The 16533-nt window shown below is 56.9% G+C and carries 17 protein-coding genes; 11 read left to right on the top strand and 6 right to left on the bottom strand.

Features of this window, described 5'->3' with window-relative positions; translation table 11 throughout:
* The first annotated feature begins 408 nt into the window (after positions 1–408).
* The gene (locus tag QZ534_RS18615; RefSeq protein WP_296936792.1) at positions 409–600 is read left to right on the top strand and encodes a hypothetical protein; all 192 of its coding nucleotides are present in this window, start codon (positions 409–411) and stop codon (positions 598–600) included.
* Between the two features lie 71 nt (positions 601–671).
* On the opposite strand, the gene QZ534_RS18610 is transcribed toward QZ534_RS18615, so the two are convergent.
* Both QZ534_RS18610 and QZ534_RS18605 read right to left on the bottom strand, forming a co-directional pair.
* Positions 672–2528 carry a methyl-accepting chemotaxis protein gene (locus QZ534_RS18610; protein ID WP_296936790.1) on the bottom strand — a complete coding sequence of 619 codons (1857 nt, stop codon included), beginning with the start codon at positions 2526–2528 and terminating at the stop codon, positions 672–674.
* A gap of 251 nt (positions 2529–2779) precedes the next feature.
* Positions 2780–3316, bottom strand: a complete 537-nt coding sequence (locus QZ534_RS18605) for a DUF2058 domain-containing protein (RefSeq protein WP_296936788.1) — start codon at positions 3314–3316, stop codon at positions 2780–2782.
* A gap of 106 nt (positions 3317–3422) precedes the next feature.
* On the opposite strand from QZ534_RS18605, the gene dbpA reads away from it, so the two are divergent.
* From dbpA to QZ534_RS18585, 4 genes are all read left to right on the top strand, one after another.
* Complete coding sequence (dbpA, locus tag QZ534_RS18600) at positions 3423–4796, top strand: ATP-dependent RNA helicase DbpA (protein WP_296936786.1); 1374 nt, start codon at positions 3423–3425, stop codon at positions 4794–4796.
* Positions 4797–5019: 223 nt separating this feature from the next.
* The gene (locus QZ534_RS18595) at positions 5020–5271 is read left to right on the top strand and encodes an OadG family protein (protein WP_008172126.1); all 252 of its coding nucleotides are present in this window, start codon (positions 5020–5022) and stop codon (positions 5269–5271) included.
* 41 nt (positions 5272–5312) lie between these two features.
* On the top strand, positions 5313–7100 hold the full coding sequence (oadA, locus tag QZ534_RS18590; RefSeq protein WP_296936784.1) for a sodium-extruding oxaloacetate decarboxylase subunit alpha: 1788 nt from the start codon (positions 5313–5315) through the stop codon (positions 7098–7100).
* Positions 7101–7126: 26 nt separating this feature from the next.
* Positions 7127–8449 carry a sodium ion-translocating decarboxylase subunit beta gene (locus QZ534_RS18585; RefSeq protein ID WP_222464249.1) on the top strand — a complete coding sequence of 441 codons (1323 nt, stop codon included), beginning with the start codon at positions 7127–7129 and terminating at the stop codon, positions 8447–8449.
* A 281-nt stretch (positions 8450–8730) separates the two neighbouring features.
* Here QZ534_RS18585 and QZ534_RS18580 read toward each other — a convergent pair whose 3' ends face one another.
* The 3 genes from QZ534_RS18580 to imuA are packed head-to-tail and all read right to left on the bottom strand — an operon-like array spanning position 8731 to position 13967.
* On the bottom strand, positions 8731–11850 hold the full coding sequence (locus QZ534_RS18580; protein ID WP_296936778.1) for an error-prone DNA polymerase: 3120 nt from the start codon (positions 11848–11850) through the stop codon (positions 8731–8733).
* Complete coding sequence (locus QZ534_RS18575; RefSeq protein ID WP_296936777.1) at positions 11850–13268, bottom strand: DNA polymerase Y family protein; 1419 nt, start codon at positions 13266–13268, stop codon at positions 11850–11852. The genes QZ534_RS18580 and QZ534_RS18575 overlap by 1 nt, the downstream gene beginning before the upstream one ends.
* Before the next feature lie 9 nt (positions 13269–13277).
* On the bottom strand, positions 13278–13967 hold the full coding sequence (gene imuA / locus QZ534_RS18570) for a translesion DNA synthesis-associated protein ImuA (RefSeq protein WP_296936775.1): 690 nt from the start codon (positions 13965–13967) through the stop codon (positions 13278–13280).
* A 128-nt stretch (positions 13968–14095) separates the two neighbouring features.
* On the opposite strand from imuA, the gene QZ534_RS18565 reads away from it, so the two are divergent.
* Both QZ534_RS18565 and QZ534_RS18560 read left to right on the top strand, forming a co-directional pair.
* Positions 14096–14443 (top strand): 4a-hydroxytetrahydrobiopterin dehydratase, encoded by a 348-nt coding sequence (locus QZ534_RS18565; RefSeq protein ID WP_296936773.1) that lies wholly within the window; start codon positions 14096–14098, stop codon positions 14441–14443.
* Between the two features lie 62 nt (positions 14444–14505).
* Positions 14506–14781, top strand: coding sequence for a YrhK family protein (locus tag QZ534_RS18560; protein ID WP_296936771.1), 276 nt, complete (start codon positions 14506–14508; stop codon positions 14779–14781).
* Here the strand turns inward: QZ534_RS18560 and QZ534_RS18555 are convergent.
* Positions 14747–14902 carry a phage integrase N-terminal SAM-like domain-containing protein gene (locus QZ534_RS18555; protein ID WP_296936794.1) on the bottom strand — a complete coding sequence of 52 codons (156 nt, stop codon included), beginning with the start codon at positions 14900–14902 and terminating at the stop codon, positions 14747–14749. The two genes, QZ534_RS18560 and QZ534_RS18555, sit on opposite strands and share 35 nt — an antisense overlap.
* Between QZ534_RS18555 and QZ534_RS18550 the strand changes: the two genes are divergently transcribed.
* The 4 genes from QZ534_RS18550 (at position 14843) to QZ534_RS18535 (ending at position 16452) form a co-directional block, all read left to right on the top strand.
* Positions 14843–15142 carry a hypothetical protein gene (locus QZ534_RS18550; protein WP_296936796.1) on the top strand — a complete coding sequence of 100 codons (300 nt, stop codon included), beginning with the start codon at positions 14843–14845 and terminating at the stop codon, positions 15140–15142. The genes QZ534_RS18555 and QZ534_RS18550 overlap by 60 nt on opposite strands.
* A gap of 87 nt (positions 15143–15229) precedes the next feature.
* Positions 15230–15535 (top strand): NIPSNAP family protein, encoded by a 306-nt coding sequence (locus tag QZ534_RS18545; protein ID WP_296936769.1) that lies wholly within the window; start codon positions 15230–15232, stop codon positions 15533–15535.
* A gap of 116 nt (positions 15536–15651) precedes the next feature.
* A complete protein-coding gene (locus QZ534_RS18540) occupies positions 15652–15942 on the top strand; it encodes a hypothetical protein (RefSeq protein WP_296936766.1) in 291 nt (96 codons plus the stop codon).
* A gap of 78 nt (positions 15943–16020) precedes the next feature.
* On the top strand, positions 16021–16452 hold the full coding sequence (locus tag QZ534_RS18535; protein WP_296936764.1) for a hypothetical protein: 432 nt from the start codon (positions 16021–16023) through the stop codon (positions 16450–16452).
* Positions 16453–16533: the final 81 nt, after the last annotated feature.

The raw sequence follows: 16533 nt of genomic DNA, 5'->3' as shown, positions 1-16533 counted from the left end.
GCTGTAGCTCAGCTGGATAGAGTACCTGGCTACGAACCAGGCGGTCGGAGGTTCGAATCCTCCCAGCCGCGCCATATCAAGACCAAAGCGCCTCAGTTTGTGCATCCCACAGGCTGAGGCGTTTTGCTTTGTACAGCCGGGAGGATTTGAACCGATAAGAGGTTCGACCGAAACCCACGCAGTGGGTTGAGGAACGCCGGAGCCACGCGACGGCGACCCCGAAGGGGTGAGGGCCGAAGGCCCGAATAATCCTCCCAGCCGCGCCATATCAAATAAAGAACCCCGCCCTGTGCGGGGTTTTTATTTGCCCCTGGTCAATTTTTGGCTGATCAATATTTGCTCAAATATCCTTCTCGAACTTAATCTTAATAGTGCAGGGAAATTTGATTTCAGGAAGGAGGTCTAGCCATGAACAAGACACTCAATGGTAGCTACAAAGATCACGACCAGGCCAAAAATACCTGGGACGACCTTATTGCGACTGGCATTCCCCGGGACAATATCTTTATCGACGAGGAAGCCAAGGTGGTCAAAGTGAGCGTGCCCGCTGAGGCCGAAAGGGAAATTCTGGAAATCTTTGAGCGGCACAAACTTCATTGACAAAGGCTGAAGCCACAAAAAAGGGGCAGGCAACCAGGATGGGTTGTCTGCCCCTTTTCGTTCCGAACAGCCTACAGCCTGAAGCGCGAAACCAGGTTCTGCAGATCGCTGCCGAGCCTGGCCAGTTCACTGCTGGAGCTGGCGGTCTGGTTCGATGAAGCCGCGGACTGGTCGGTAACGTCGCGGATGCTGGTGATGTTCTGATTGATTTCCTCAGCCACCGAGGTCTGTTGTTCAGAGGCTGTGGCGATCTGGCTGTTGTACTGTTTGATGTCCTCGACGGCCCGGGCGATGCGCTCAATGGTTGCCCCGGTTGCTGTGGCGCGCTCAAGGGTGTTCGAGGCCATGGTGGTGCTGGACTCCATGGCGGATACCGAGTTGCCGGCACTGTTTTGAAGCGCAGTTACCAGTGTCTCGATTTCCTGGGCAGATGATTGGGTCCGCTGGGCCAGTGATCGAACCTCGTCTGCGACCACGGCGAATCCGCGCCCCTGCTCGCCAGCACGGGCCGCTTCAATGGCGGCATTCAGGGCCAGCAGATTGGTCTGTTCAGCGACTGATTTAATAACGTCAAGCACGGTGCCGATGTTTGCCGTTTCTTTCTGCAGTCCCTGAATGGTTTCCATGCTCTGGCTTACTTCCCGCGCCAGGTTGTTAACCTGATTTACTGTCTCCTGAACTTCCCGCTCGCCATCACTGGCCTGGCTGGCGGCATCCGTTGCAACTGTGAATGCCTGTTCTGCGCTTTGGGCAATATCTCCGACGGTTGCGGTCATCTCGTTCATGGCCGTGGCAACCTGATCGGTTTCCTGCTTCTGGCGGTTGATGCCCTCGCTGGTCTGGCTGGTGACGGTTGATAGCTCCTCCGCAGAGGCAGCGATGTTGGATGCACCTGATTCAATGCTTCGGACCAATTCCCTGAGGCTGGTTACCATGGTCGCCAGGGCGGCCATTAGCCGACTGATCTCGTTGGTACCGCTCGCCTTGATGTCCACGGTCAGGTTGCCAGAGGCAACTTCAGACGCAATGGTCACCGCCCGATTTACGGGTGAGACAATGGCGCGAGTAATCAGGTACGCCATGAGGATGCCAAGTACGAGAGCAATCCCGGTGGCGCCAAAGATCAGCCAGGATGCCTGCTGTCGGTCCGCTTCCATTTTCCCGACTTGAAGTGCACGGAGGTTGTTTGCTGATTCGATGGCACTCCTTGCTGTGCTGACCATGTCATCTGAATATTGCTTTCCGGCATTTGTGAGGTCTACTACGTTGCGGAATTCAGAGACATAGGTAGCCAGCGCTGCGTTAATCTGCTCCTTTTCCTCGGCCGTTATCGCTGCTGACTTAAGCGGACCCTGAACCCGTTTGGCGTCATCAAGGTAGGCTTTTACGCTTGCATCATCGTGCTCAATGAGGAATTTTCGTTCGGATCGACGCATGTCCTCGAAAATGGCGGAAGCGAAGAACAGGGAGCTGTGCGCCTTTAAAGAGGACCCGAAAATGCGCGCGCTGGTCTCCAGCTGCTCAAGCGCCTCCTCGCGTGCACCGATGTTTGTCTCAACCTGTTCCATCAGCTGTTGATAGCTTTTCACATCAGCCTGAATCTGGCCCAACGTATCGATATCTTCGGGCGCTTGAAGCAATGGTTGGATGTCACTGATCAGCTCCAGAACCCGGTCGCCCTGGGCCTGGGTTCTGGTGACAGCTTCTGCTTCACCGGTCAGCAGGAAGTTTTTTTCCTCAACCCGGGCTTCGGTCAGGTTGGTGTTCACCTGACCGAGCATGGCGACAATATTGGACCGCTGGCCATAACTTTCCAGTGCCCGGTCGCCAACCAGGCCGACCAGAATGGTCAGAAGGAGCAGGATGGCAAATCCTCCGGCCAGCCGGGTCCGGATGGTCATGTTGCTGAAGAGCTCTGAAAAACGCATTGTTTCTTTGTCCCTGAACGATGTGAGATTGGTCAGCCCAACTTCGATAGCGCCTCTATCCGGCCATGGGCCGGGAAAGGGGATTTGATACGCAAGGAAGGGTAAAGGTGCCTCTTATTTGACTTATATTAAGGCGGTTTACGGCGGGGTATTCCAGAACTTTACAGTAACAGTTGATTACCGGGTGTTTTTTAACGTGATACGCAATGATGAAACGCTGGCTCCAATTGCTATCAGAACCAGCGTGGCCCCTACCACATCAGATCGTCAGGGATTTCGTAGCCTGCGTAAGGATCATCTTCTCCTGCATCATCCTGCTTACGATCATGGAGCACCACTACAGCGCTTTCATCCCGCTCCATGATTTTACGGGCAACGCCCTCTGCCACGATTTCATAGCTATCGTTCACGAAAACGATTGCCAGTCGGCCGCGGGACAACTGGTCCACCATGGTGTCGTCTACGAACAGCTTCTTGATCTTCTTGTCATGGACAAACTGGTAGGAGGTTTCACCCCGGCTGCGATCCAGGCGATTGGTTTCCACCAGCTGGCGGATCTGGGCCTGGATGGCTTTTTTCTCGGCAGCGCGCTGTCGCTCCAGATTAAGCTGCCGATCCCGTTCAGCTTTCTCTTCCCGGGCCTGGCGTGCACGGATCTCGGCCTCGTTCACTTCGACAGCGCCCTTGGGTTGCTGTTTTCTCTTCTTGCGCTTTTCGCTGCGAATGGCCTTGGCCTTTTTCTCGTCGGCAAGGCCGGCTTTCAGCAATTGATCCTGCAGGGATGCCATCGGTAACTCCGTTCTTTCGTTGCAGATTCTGGTATCATTTCGCCCTAGTATACGCCCTCATATTTGCCTTCATAACCAGCTTCCGCTGATTCCGGGATTTTCTTTTATGTCTTCTTTTAATGACTTTGGTCTGTCTTCTGCCATGCGCTCGAACCTCGACCAATTGGGTTTCGCGCAACCCACAGAAATCCAGGCGAAGGCCCTTGCACCAGGTCTGGCCGGAAAAGACATTATCGCCATGGCCAAAACCGGAAGCGGAAAAACAGCGGCGTTTGGTATCAGTCTGGTTGAGAATCTCAATCCCCGGTTGTTCGCAGTTCAGGCGCTGGTGTTGTGCCCAACCCGGGAGCTGGCGGATCAGGTGGCCAAGGCGATCCGGGAGCTGGCGCGGGCTCGGGATAACATCAAGGTGCTGACCCTGTGCGGCGGTGTTGCCATCGGCCCGCAGATCGGATCGCTCAGTCATGGCGCGCACATTGTGGTTGGAACACCGGGCAGGATCCAGGACCACCTGCGCAAGCAGACCCTCTCACTGGCACGTCTGAAAACCGTGGTGCTTGATGAGGCAGACCGGATGCTGGACATGGGCTTCCAGGAAGCGATGGAAGATATTCTTTCCCAGACGCCACCCTCCCGCCAGACCATGATGTTTTCGGCGACCTGGCCGGCGCCCATTCGAGAACTGAGCAAGCAGTATCAGAAAAGCCCGGTAGACGTTCGCGCTGAAGAAACTGGTGATAACCCCGACATCGAAGAGTTGTTCTACGAAGTTTCGCCGCAATCCAAATCGGATGCCATCGTGGCGCTGCTCTCCCAGCGCCAGCCTGAGTCCTGTATCGTTTTTTGCACCACCAAGCAGCAGTGCGACGAGCTGGCGAAGGAGCTGGGTGATCGGGGGTTCTCAGCACTGCCTCTGCATGGAGATCTCGAACAAAGGGAACGCGACAGCGTGCTGGTGCGCTTTGGCAATCAGAGCTGTTCCATTCTCGTCGCCACCGATGTGGCCGCCCGCGGTCTTGATATCAAGTCTCTGCCGCTAGTTATCAATGCTGAGCCTGCGCGGGATCCCGAAGTCCATACTCATCGCATCGGGCGCACCGGCCGGGCAGGGGAGCAGGGCCATGCCGTCACCTTTTGCACGCCGGCCCAGGGGCACAAGATCAGTCGTATTGAATCCGAAAGAGGTCGCAGTGTGGAGTGGGGAGACACGGAAACCCTGCTGGCGACGCCTATGAAGCCGGTTGTTCCCGCCATGAAAACCCTGTGTATTGCCGGTGGGCGCAAGGACAAGATTCGCCCCGGCGACGTCATGGGTGCGTTAACTGGCGAGGCGGGTCTGCCCGGCAAGGCCGTTGGCAAGATTGACCTGTTCGACCATCAGTGTTTTGTGGCAGTCGAAAAGTCACTGGCGGGTAAGGCGTTGTCCAGGCTTGAAAGTGGCAAGGTCAAAGGCCGGAAAATACGTGTCCGATATGCCTGAATGAGAATTGCTTCGTCTGTTTGAATAGGTGTCTTTTGGGGCCGCAACGCTCGGAAACCCCGTATAGATTTTTGCATTCAGGTTGCCGGTGGCCCCTGAAAACGGTAAATTACGCAGGATTTTGCCCCCCGAATTGTCGCGGAAAGGCGTTAGACCTTAGTCTAACTGGTCAGTCCGGGCAAAGTTCGGGAGAAACATAAATCAATACAGGTAGCTGTTCGATATGAATGACCTGATGTCACAAGCCGTCGATCTGATGATTGCCGGCATGGGGTTTGTGTTCGTGTTCCTGATTATTCTGGTATTCGCGACACTCCTCATGTCCAAGCTCATAGGACGGTTTGCGCCGCCAGAGCCGGCAACCCCGGCCAAAACGCCACGTGCCAAGCCGAAGGCGCCCGCGTCGGTTGACCCTGACACCGCCGAGGCCATCAAGAAGGCGATTGCACAATTCCGGTCACGCCACAAGAAGTGACCCGGTAAAAGACTAGAACCTTTAAACAGAAGGCTGACACGATGACTGACACAAAGAAACCGCTGGGGATTACGGACGTTATCCTGCGTGACGCCCACCAGTCCCTGCTTGCCACCCGTATGCGGCTGGATGACATGCTGCCTATTGCCGAGAAACTCGACAAGGTCGGTTTCTGGTCCCTGGAATCCTGGGGCGGCGCTACCTTTGATTCCTGCATCCGCTACCTGGGCGAAGATCCCTGGGAGCGCATCCGCGAGCTGAAAAAAGCCATGCCCAACACTCAGCAGCAGATGCTGCTGCGCGGCCAGAATCTGCTGGGCTACCGTCATTACGCGGATGATGTGGTTGACCGTTTCTGTGAGCGTGCCGCCGAGAATGGCGTCGACGTATTCCGTATTTTCGATGCGATGAACGATCCCCGTAACCTTGATCGTGCCATCAAGGCCGTCCGCAAGACTGGCAAACATGCCCAGGGCACCATTGCCTACACCACGAGCCCGGTCCACACCATCGACATGTGGGTCGAGCTGGCAAAAGAAGTGGCCGACATGGGCGCAGACTCCATCGCGATCAAGGACATGGCGGGCATTCTCAAGCCGTACGTGGCCTATGACCTGGTGAGCCGTCTGAAGAAAGAGCTGGACATTCCGATTCACATGCAGTGCCACGCCACTACCGGCATGTCTACCGCTACCGCCATCAAGGCAGCGGAAGCCGGTATCGACAACGTGGATACCGCGATTTCCTCGATGAGTATGACCTACGGTCACTCGCCCACGGAAGCCGTGGTTGCGATCCTTGAGGGTACTGACCGTGATACCGGCCTGGACCTGAACCTGCTCGAAGAAATCGCCGCTTACTTCCGCCAGGTGCGCAAGAAGTACGCGAAGTTCGAGGGCAGCCTGCGTGGCACCGACTCCCGCATCCTGATTGCTCAGGTACCGGGTGGCATGCTCACCAACATGGAAAACCAGCTGCGTGAGCAGAATGCCAGCGACAAGTTCGACCAGGTACTGGACGAGATTCCCAAGGTCCGTGAAGACCTGGGCTACATCCCGCTGGTAACCCCGACTTCCCAGATCGTCGGCACCCAGGCTGTACTGAACGTTCTGACCGGCGAGCGTTACAAGTCCATCTCCAAGGAAACTTCTGCAATTCTCAAAGGCGAATACGGTGCTGCACCGGCGCCGATGAACAAGGAACTGCAGGAGCGCGTTCTGGACGGCAAAGAGCCTGTGACCTGTCGTCCGGCGGATCTGCTTGAGCCAGAAATGGACAAGCTGACCGACGAGCTCAAGAAGCTGGCCGAAGAGAAGGGCATCAAGCTGGCAGAAAATGTCGAGGATGACGTTCTGACCTACGCGCTGTTCCCGCAGATTGGCCTGAAGTTCCTGGAAAACCGTGACAACCCGGATGCGTTCGAGCCGGTTCCGACCGCCGAAAGCGCTGCTCCGGCCAAGAAGTCCGAAGGTCCCGAGACCTACACCGTTGAAGTGAACGGCAAGAAGTTCGTTGTTGCCGTTTCCGAAGGTGGCGAGATCACCCAGATCCAGGGTGAGGGTGGTGCAGCTTCCGCACCGGCTGCTTCTTCGGCTCCGGCACCTGCAGCAGGTGAAGGCGAGCCTGTGGTTGCGCCGCTGGGTGGCAACATCTTCAAGGTCCTGGTTTCACCGGGTGACACCGTGGAAGAGGGCGATGTGATGATTATCCTCGAGGCCATGAAAATGGAAACCGAGGTTCGCGCGCCGAAAGCCGGCACTATCGGCGAAGTCTTCATCAAGGTCGGTGATGCCGTCTCCCCTGATGATGAAATGCTGACAATCGCATAAAGGGCCAGCATTCCATGGAAAAATTAATGACACTCTGGACAGGTAGTGGCCTGTTCAACATCGAGATCGGCCAGGTGATCATGATCGCCATCGGCCTCTTGCTCCTCTATCTTGCGATCAACAAGAAATTTGAGCCGTTGCTTCTGGTACCCATCGGGTTCGGCGGCATTCTGGCGAATATTCCGGAGGCAGGCCTGGCCCTGACTGCGGCGGAAAATGCCATTCACTTCGCTCTGAAGAACGAAGCAACTCAGGTTCTGGCCGCATTGGCCGCGCCGCTGGATGTGGCCTATCAGGCTGGGCAGGCAGTAACGCCCGAGCTGAAGGAAGCCTTCAAGCTGGCGGTTAAAGAGGCCAGCTACTCTGAAATGGCGGCGGCGAACTCCCTTGCCCAGGACTTCGGCTATGGCAATGGCATGCTGTATAACTTCTACTCTGTGGTTATCGGCAGCACCATCGGGCCTCTGCTGATCTTCATGGGTGTGGGTGCCATGACGGACTTCGGCCCGCTGCTGGCCAACCCCAAGACCCTGCTGCTGGGTGCTGCTGCCCAGTTCGGCATCTTCGGTACTGTAATCGGTGCTGCGCTGCTGGACTGGACCGGTGTTCTGGAGTTCAACATCCTGGAGGCGGCTGCCATCGGTATCATCGGTGGTGCGGATGGCCCAACGTCCATCTACGTATCCAGTGTTCTGGCTCCGCACCTGCTGGGCGCCATTGCCGTCTCTGCCTACGCTTACATGGCGTTGGTACCGATGATTCAGCCGCCGATCATGAAGGCGCTGACCTCGGCCGAAGAGCGGAAGATCAAGATGAGCCAGCTGCGCCCGGTCAGCAAGCAGGAAAAGATCATTTTCCCGCTGGTGGTACTGATTGCAGTGGTTCTGTTCCTGCCGGATGCGGCACCGCTGCTGGGTATGTTCTGCTTCGGTAACCTGATGCGCGAGTGTGGCGTGGTTGAGCGTCTGAGCGACACCGCCCAGAATGCCCTGATCAACATCGTGACCATTTTCCTGGGCTTGTCTGTTGGCTCCAAGCTGATGGCGGACAAGTTCCTGGATGGCCAGACTCTGGGTATCCTCGGCCTGGGTATCGTTGCCTTCGGTATTGGTACCGCCTGCGGTGTTCTGATGGCGAAGCTGATGAACAAGCTGAGCAAGGAGCAGATCAACCCGCTGATCGGTTCTGCCGGTGTATCTGCGGTGCCGATGGCAGCGCGGGTCTCCAACAAGGTGGGCCTGGAAGCCAACCCGCAGAACTTCCTGCTGATGCACGCCATGGGCCCGAACGTGGCCGGTGTTATCGGCTCTGCGGTTGCTGCTGGTGTAATGATCAAGCTTCTTGGCTGATCTTCTCACTCCAGTACCGAAAACCCCGCCTTTGTGCGGGGTTTTCTTGTTTAATAAGACTGAAAACTTGGGAGTTAGAGAGGATAGGGGACCTTCTTTCAGGAACCGCTACGAGCACATCCATGTGCGCTTGACTGTGGCCATCCATGGCCACAGACATTCCTGAAAGAAGGTCCCCTATCCACTCCCGAATCCTGGAGTTCTCTCATCAAAGACAGGCATCATGTAGGTCGGATTAGGCAAAGCCGTAATCCGACAGACGTAATCTGCGAGTTACGAACTCAATGAAAATTCCGGGAATGAACCGGCAACGACTGAATCAAATGGCTAAGATCCGAAAGCCTCCCCGCCATCACATGCACAATATCCCCCTGCCGCTCCAGCACGCCCTTCACATGCAGCAACCGGGCAGTCAGTAACGGCTTTCGCTGCCGCCGTGCCGTTTCCAGCCACACCACCACGTTCACGTTACCAGTTTCGTCTTCCAGGGTGACGAAGGTAACGCCAGAGGCGGAACCGGGGCGCTGGCGGCCGGTGACGAGGCCGGCGACCTGAACCGGAATGCCGGCTTTTGTGCTTTTCAGTTGTTCGGCGCTGAGGCAGAACTTCAGGTGGCCCTGTTCCCGCAGTAACGCCAGAGGGTGGCGCTGCAAGGTCAGGCCCTGGCTGGCGTAGTCGGCCAGCACGTTCTGGCCTTCAGAGGGTTCCGGTAATTGCTGGCAGTATTCCGGCTGGTAGTCGACAGCGACTTCTTCAGCGAACAGTTCCGTGGGTTGTTCGTGGTCGAGCAGTTGCCAATAGGCCTGGTGGCGGTTGGCGGTGAATGCCGGCATGGCGTTGGCGCCGGCCAGCAGTTCCATATCCCGCTGGTTCAGGGTGGCCAAGCGGCGCAGTTCGCTGGCGGAGCGATAGCCTCCTGCTGGCCGGTTCTGGTGGATACGTTCGGCGCCATTCACGGACAGGCCCTGGATGATTCTCAGGCCCAGGCGCAGGTGGCGTTCTTTACCCTCCAGGGTGTGATCCCACTGGCTGGCATTCACATCCGGTGGCAGCACGGTGACATGGTGACGACGGGCATCCTGTACCAGTTGTGATGGCGAATAGAACCCCATGGGCTGGCTGTTGAGCAGGGCGCAGTAAAAGGCTGCGGGGTAATGCCGCTTGATCCAGGCCGAGACGTAGACAAGAAGGGCAAAGCTGGCGGCATGGGATTCGGGGAAGCCATAGCCGCCAAAGCCACAGATCTGCTGGTACAACCGCTCGGCAAAGTCGGCATCGTGACCGCGCTCGAGCATACCGGTGACGAGTTTTTCCCGGAACGGGGTCAGGTCGCCGTGGGATTTCCAGGCGGCCATGGCCCGGCGTAGCTGGTCGGCTTCGCCGGCGGAGAAGCCGGCTGCCACCATGGCCAGTTTGATTACCTGTTCCTGGAAGATGGGCACGCCGAGGGTGCGCTCCAGCACCTTGCGCACGGCATCGTTCGGGTAGTCCACGGGCTCCAGGCCGTGTTTGCGGCGCAGGTACGGGTGCACCATGTCACCCTGGATGGGGCCGGGGCGGACGATGGCTACTTCGATGACCAGGTCGTAGTAAGTCGCCGGCTTCAGGCGCGGCAGCATGTTGATCTGGGCCCGGGATTCCACCTGGAATACACCGATGCTGTCGCCTTTTTGGAGCATGGCGTAGGTGTCCGGGTCTTCCTGGGGGACATCCTGGATATGGAACGTCTTGCCCTTCTGCTCGCTGATCAGCTCCAGTGCCTTGCGAATGGCAGACAACATACCGAGGGCCAGTACATCTACCTTCATCAGCCCCAGGCTTTCGAGATCGTCCTTGTCCCACTGGATCACGGTGCGGTCGGCCATGGCGGCGTTTTCCACCGGTACCAGTTCGGCCAGTGGTCCGGCGCTGATCACGAAGCCGCCCACGTGCTGGGACAGATGCCGGGGGAAGCCGAGCAGGGTGTTTACCAGGGTGAAGAACTGGTCGGCCACCTTCGGATTGCGGGTGATCTTCTTGTCGAGAATCTGCTGGCGCCAGTTGGTGGCCTTGTCACGCCAGTCAATGCCCTCCAGTAGCTGCTCCACCAGGGCCGGATCAAACCCCAGGGCCTTGCCGACATCGCGAATGGCGCTCCTGGGCCGGTAACGGATCACCGTGGCCGCCAGGGCAGCGCGCTCGCGGGTATAACGCCGGTAGATGTACTGGATAACCTCTTCACGCCGTTCGTGCTCGAAATCCACATCAATATCGGGCGGCTCGTTCCGGTCTTTGGAAATAAACCGCTCAAACAGCAGCTCCACATTGGCCGGGTTTACCTCGGTAATGCCCAGGCAATAGCAGACAGCCGAGTTGGCGGCCGAGCCCCGGCCCTGGCAGAGAATTCCCCGGCTGCGGGCGAAGGCCACGATGTCGTGGATGGTGAGGAAGTAGTGCTCGTACTTCATCTCCGAGATCAGGCCCAGCTCCTTGCGGATCAGACTTTGTACCTGCAGCGGTGTGCCTTCCGGATAGCGCCGGCGTTCGCCCTCACGGGTCAGCCGTTTCAGATAGCCGGCCGGGGTTTCGCCTTCCGGTACCAGATCCGGTGGGTATTCATAGCGCAGGCTACCGGGCTCGAAGGTGCATTGCCCGGCAATGACCAGGGTCTCCGCCAGCCAGGTTGCCGGGAACAGTCGCTTCAGCACCGGCAACGGCCTCAGGTATCGCTCACCGTTCTGGAACAGGCAGTGGCCGGCGTTCTCAAGATTGGTGTGGTTGCGCAGGGCAGTAAGCACATCCTGCAGGGGTTGGCGCTCCCGGCTGTGCATATGCACCTCGCCTACGGCGGCAACAGGAATGCGTAGCTGGTCCGCCAGCCAGTGAATCCTGGCAAGGTGTTGTTCCTCGCCGGATTCCAGGGTGCGGGCTGCGGCAATCCAGATCCGGGGGTCAAATAGTCTTGCCAGCCACTCGCCGCAGGTCAGGGCCTGGTCGGAATCTGCCTCGGTGGGAGCAGGCGGCAGCCACAGGCACAGGCAGTCATCGAGGCTGTGGGTTTCAATATCCCGGTAAAACAGCTGGTACTGGCCTTTCTCGGCCCGGCGCCGACCGGTGGTAATCAGTTGGCAGAGCTGGCCGTAACCCTTGCGGGTGCGAGCCAGCAGGATAAAGCGTGGGGTGCTTGCGCCGGTTGGTGTGTCTGACAGCTCAAACCAGCTGCCGGTAATGAGTTTTACCGGGCTGTTTGCCAGCGCCGCCCAGGCCCGGGGAATGCCGGCAACGGAGCAGGCATCGGTGATGGCCAATGCGGTGTAACCCAGCTCATGGGCCTTCTCCGCCAGCTCGTGAGGGTGAGAAGCGCCAGTCAGGAAGGTGAAATTGCTGAAGCAGAAAAGCTCCGCATAGGATTGTGCAGACATCAGCCAAACCATCCATGCACAAACCAGCCTTCCCGGGCATCCCGGAAGACCCAGGCCAGCTGGCCGCTGTTCAACTGGGCGATGTAGTAATCCCGGTGCACGCGCTGGCCGTCCCACCAGCCACCGCTGATGCGTTCCGGGCCGGAAAACCAGGTAACCGGCGCCTCGGTGAGCGGTTGCGGCCCCTTCAATAACCAGAGCGGACGCCGGGGCAATTCTGCTGCCGGTATGAGCGGCGCTCCGGTTTTACGCAGAACCTCCGAGGCCGACCAGGCCCGTTCGGGACGATGATCGGCCTGGGGGGAGAGCTGCCTGAGTGCCTGATCGCCAAGCCGGGCCTGCAACCGGCTGATCAGGGTGTGCCAGGCCTCGTTCAGATCCCGGGTTTCACCCAGCAGGTCCTGCCCGGCAGGTGCTTCCCGTGACAGGAAGCGCTTCACCAGCAAAACCATGGAGATAACCGGGGAACTCAGGGAGTGCTGCTCCAGCCTCAGGCGAATCAGGTTGAGGAAGTTATCGGCCCGGTGCTCCGGCCCGGATGTGCGAATCTGCAGCCGGGTTGGTTCCGAGTGCCGGTGTTTCAGAACCAGCCGCAGGCTGTCGGTATCCTGCTGGCGCCAGCACAGATCCTCTTCCAGTTCGGCAAGCATGCGCTGGAGCGGAAACAGCAGCCCCTGGGTATGTTCTATTTCCTGTACAAAATCCGCCTGCTGCCGGAAGGAGTGGGGCGGCTGCCAGGGTGTGCGAGGGTCTGGCCGGGTGCCCTGGATTTTCTGAATGTAGGCCAGTAATTCCGGCGACAGGCGCCTTGCCAGTTCTCCTGACGGTAAATCAAACACTTCTCCCAGCGTGTTCAGCCCCAGACGCTGCAGCCGGGTGCAGGCTTTCTCGTCGAATTCCGCTGCCAGCAGGGGCATCTGGCTCAGGCTCCGAAGAATGTGGCCCTTGTCTGCGGTGCATTCCCCCTTGCCAGCACGGGCAATCAGCCGGGCCGCCAACGGTGTATAACCAATACCGATCCAGGCGTTCAACTGGCGTTCATTCAGGCCCTGTTCCACGGTTTGCCAAACAGCGGGCAGGCCGCCATAGAGTTTTTGCAGGCTGCCAATCTCGGCCAGCAGACCATCGGGCGGTACCAGCACAATATGGGCAGCATAGCGGTACAGCCAGCGGGCCTGGTCTTCCAGAATCCTGGCCTCCTGGGTTTCATCGGCACGCACGATGCCCAGATCCGGGGCCAGGCTGATGGCGGTCTTCAGGCGCATGCCGCTACGAATCCCCTGGCTCATGGCCTCGGGGCATGCCTGGATGACCTTCTGACCAGAGCCTTCCACAATCACCAGTGCACCCTGGTTTTCACGGGTGCGACGAATATGGTCCAGCACCAGGTGCGGGAAATGCAGATACAGCCAGAGCATGGAGCGTTATTACCCGGTTGAACCCGACCAGGGGCCCCGGACAACCCGGGTGGTTTCACGGAAGGAGAGATCGGCCCGCTGGGCCATGGCCAGTGAACAGCGCTGCCCGGGCCAGCTACCTCGGCGCTTGAGCACATTCACCTTGAGAGCCTGCTGCTCGTCGGGTTCCAGTTCCAGACGCAGGGCAGCGGGAGAATTCTGCCCGGCGTAACGCCGTTCCCGGAACAGCACGCACACATTGCTGCCGGCTTCGGCGGCCAGTTGAAGGCGCCGGACCTCACGTGAAGCCAGCTTGCCTGGCCAGGCCATCATCAGGCCCGTTACCGGTGAACGCAGGCAGTTTTCCAGTGTCCACAGGAAATCGCCCTCATCGTCGGTATGGATCAACACTACCTGATCCAGATTCACACCTTCCCGGGCCAGGGCAGGGGCATAGGGTGTATGCGGAGGATTCAGCCAGAACACGGTTCTGCCTTCTGCGCACACCCGCTGCATCAGCGGTAGCAGCAGGTGAAGCTCGCCAATACCCGGCGCATCCAGCAGGCATTCGCTAAGTGCTCCCCGGGGCCAGCCCAACCCGCCAAGCTGATTATCCAAAACCTGATACCCGGTTGGTTCTGCCGGCTGCGTGGTCTGGGTGTGGCGGTGCCCCTGCCAGACACGGGCATCCTGCATCAGCGTGTTCAGAAGCTCCCTCATGATGAAAACTCTCAAAATACTGTTTAAATATACAGTATTCGGAAAGCCGCCGGATTTCAAGAGAAGGGTTGATAAAGCCAAGTGCCCGACCCACGCTTGTAGTACAGACATCAACCATGGAGGTTGGAATGAGTGCCCTGAAAGAACACAGCTGCGAAGCCTGCAGCCCGAATGCACCCAAGGCCACCGAGGAAGAAAAGCAGCAACTGCATAAAGATGTTCCAGACTGGGAAATTCTGGAAATCGACGGGGAAGAACAGCTTCACAAGGTTTACAAACTTAAAAACTTTTTGAAGGCCCTGGAGTTTACCAACAAGATTGGCGAGCTCGCCGAAGAAGAAGACCACCATCCCGTAATTGTGCTGGAGTACGGCAAAGTTGCCGTGAGCTGGTGGAGCCACGAAATCGGCGGCCTGCACAAGAACGACTTTATCCTGGCAGCGAGAACCGACGCTGCTTTCAACGACATGCAATAATCTAAATCGCGGCGGAACCCGGCTTCCGTCGCGCTCCTTCCGGACCGGAGATCACCAGACGAATGGTTGAAAACCGCACCGATAACCCCCTGACCCTGAAGCTCGGCAAAGAAGAACTGATCATCCGGCGCCGCTACGAGGTGGTCAGCATTATCAACGACTTCTTCATCGCCATCTGGTTTCTGGTGGGCAGCATCCTGTTTCTGTTCCCGGAATACGAGAACGCAGCCATCTGGCTGTTCATCATTGGTAGTTTCCAGTTCCTGATCCGCCCTACCATCCGGCTTATCAGCCACATTCACGTTAAGCGAATTCCAGCCAGTAACTGGGAGAGTTAAGCGCCTCATCCCGAAACGATTCGACTTCTCCAGAGCCCATAGCCTCAGGATGCTGCAGGCCATGGAAGCGAATAAAGCGCTTAATCCAGAACAGATAGGTTTTCTCTGTCTTATACGCCAAGCCCCGCAGGCGTATAAAGCCTCGAACTTTGTTATACGAGCGCGTTCGCAAAACTCCGAAAATCACATGAGAAATGAAGGTAACTATCTGATAGGGTTGAGAAGATGGAAAAGGATGGGCGGAATTATACGCCCATGGTCGGAGCAGGAGTGGCTCAGAAGAGGGCGTATAACTCCGGCGGTAGCCGTGGTAATTGGTGCTCAAGATTTTGTTTTTATTAAAAAACTCGTATTTTTTTGAGCGTTTTGAATGGAGTTTTACGAACGGGTGATATACGAACGCGTTCGTATAATTAGCTGTTACAAGGCCAACTGAAAGGGAGTTCAAGTGGTTACCTGCTACCTAAAGTACGTTATAGATCCCTACAAAGCCGCCGAGTTCGAGCGCTATTCCAAGATGTGGATACCTCTGGTCCAGAGGTTCGGCGGTCAGCACCACGGGTATTTCTTGCCTTCCGAGGGTGCCAACAATATCGCCATCGCACTATTCACGTTCGAGTCTCTGGCAGTCTATGAAAAATACCGTGAGGCTTCGTTTCAAGACTCAGATTGCCAGGCCGCATTCAAATACGCCGAAGAAACTCGTTGTGTACTAAGCTGTGAGCGCAGTTTTATGAGGCCGGTCTTTGAGTGAGCTTGTAACAAGTGCATTAAGTCTGTTCCGGCCCGACGGGCCTCCACCGGACGCCCTAGTCGGGCGCCGCTTATGCAAGCGTTATACCCAAAGCAGTACGGAGTAGTAGATAGTTCATGAGTCATTATCGTGACGTTGTCATCGAGACGTTCAAAAACAAAGGTGGTGCATCACGCAGTTCTGTGAGAGCAAGGCCTGTTGAAGGTCAGGATTTGGATGTGAGTATGAACGTGGAATGTTCCTCGAAAATGCGGAAGGGGTATCCCGTAGGTACTAAATTTTTACTCCAGGCCAAAGTCACAGACAGGGATGGTGGCACTCCCTTTCTCTACGCACACTATAACGCGCCATATCGTGTAGTTTCGGATGAGGAAGCGGCAGAGTTCATCAATAAATTCAAGGTATAACAAGGCGCATCAGTACGCGGCCGATGGCCGCCGGACGCCCCGGTCGGGGCGCCGCTGTGCTCAGCGTTAGGACATTAAGTGAATCTATTCGATCAAATTATCAAAGATGTTCTTAACAATCCGGTTCTTGTCGGATTCCTTTTGGTAGCATTTTTGTTGATTTGTTTGGCAAAGTTTACTGAAGCGCTGAAAAAGATTAGGGATTTTGGAGGCGAGGCGTTCACAGAAAAAGACCAGAAAAACAAGAAATTAATCTCCCAACAGCTTGAAAGTCCGCCTCCTTTTTATGGGAACAGTGTTGATGGCAATGTGAGACCTCAGATGGAGGTGTACATTCAGTCATTCCCATTTCCTGAGGGCTCGGTTCCTGAGGAAAAGGCAAAGCTTTTGTTGAGAATGATTGAAGAACGAAGAAACCCAGATAAGCCTAAAGAGTACTTCAAGGCTGATTCAGAATTCAGAGCAGAGATGGATAGATTTATTTACAGTGCGAAGGAGTTTATCGCATAGTCAGCCTGTAGTGGTTCAATGATTCCGGACACCAACGTAGGTGGTAATATCGCCACCATAAACGAGGTGTCTGATGACCAG

It is taken from the genome of uncultured Marinobacter sp. (genome assembly GCF_913055835.1).
Taxonomy (GTDB): Bacteria; Pseudomonadota; Gammaproteobacteria; order Pseudomonadales; family Oleiphilaceae; genus Marinobacter.
Note: the sequence above shows the minus strand (reverse complement) of the source record. Positions and strands in the feature narration are given on the sequence as shown.

Bases quoted from the DNA above. Each gene is read 5' to 3' on its own strand.
- QZ534_RS18615 (WP_296936792.1), top strand. From the start codon at position 409: ATGAACAAGACACTCAATGGTAGCTACAAAGATCACGACCAGGCCAAA.
- QZ534_RS18610 (WP_296936790.1), bottom strand. From the start codon at position 2,528: ATGCGTTTTTCAGAGCTCTTCAGCAACATGACCATCCGGACCCGGCTG.
- QZ534_RS18605 (WP_296936788.1), bottom strand. From the start codon at position 3,316: ATGGCATCCCTGCAGGATCAATTGCTGAAAGCCGGCCTTGCCGACGAG.
- dbpA (WP_296936786.1), top strand. From the start codon at position 3,423: ATGTCTTCTTTTAATGACTTTGGTCTGTCTTCTGCCATGCGCTCGAAC.
- QZ534_RS18595 (WP_008172126.1), top strand. From the start codon at position 5,020: ATGAATGACCTGATGTCACAAGCCGTCGATCTGATGATTGCCGGCATG.
- oadA (WP_296936784.1), top strand. From the start codon at position 5,313: ATGACTGACACAAAGAAACCGCTGGGGATTACGGACGTTATCCTGCGT.
- QZ534_RS18585 (WP_222464249.1), top strand. From the start codon at position 7,127: ATGACACTCTGGACAGGTAGTGGCCTGTTCAACATCGAGATCGGCCAG.
- QZ534_RS18580 (WP_296936778.1), bottom strand. From the start codon at position 11,850: ATGTCTGCACAATCCTATGCGGAGCTTTTCTGCTTCAGCAATTTCACC.
- QZ534_RS18575 (WP_296936777.1), bottom strand. From the start codon at position 13,268: ATGCTCTGGCTGTATCTGCATTTCCCGCACCTGGTGCTGGACCATATT.
- imuA (WP_296936775.1), bottom strand. From the start codon at position 13,967: ATGAGGGAGCTTCTGAACACGCTGATGCAGGATGCCCGTGTCTGGCAG.
- QZ534_RS18565 (WP_296936773.1), top strand. From the start codon at position 14,096: ATGAGTGCCCTGAAAGAACACAGCTGCGAAGCCTGCAGCCCGAATGCA.
- QZ534_RS18560 (WP_296936771.1), top strand. From the start codon at position 14,506: ATGGTTGAAAACCGCACCGATAACCCCCTGACCCTGAAGCTCGGCAAA.
- QZ534_RS18550 (WP_296936796.1), top strand. From the start codon at position 14,843: ATGGAAGCGAATAAAGCGCTTAATCCAGAACAGATAGGTTTTCTCTGT.
- QZ534_RS18540 (WP_296936766.1), top strand. From the start codon at position 15,652: ATGAGTCATTATCGTGACGTTGTCATCGAGACGTTCAAAAACAAAGGT.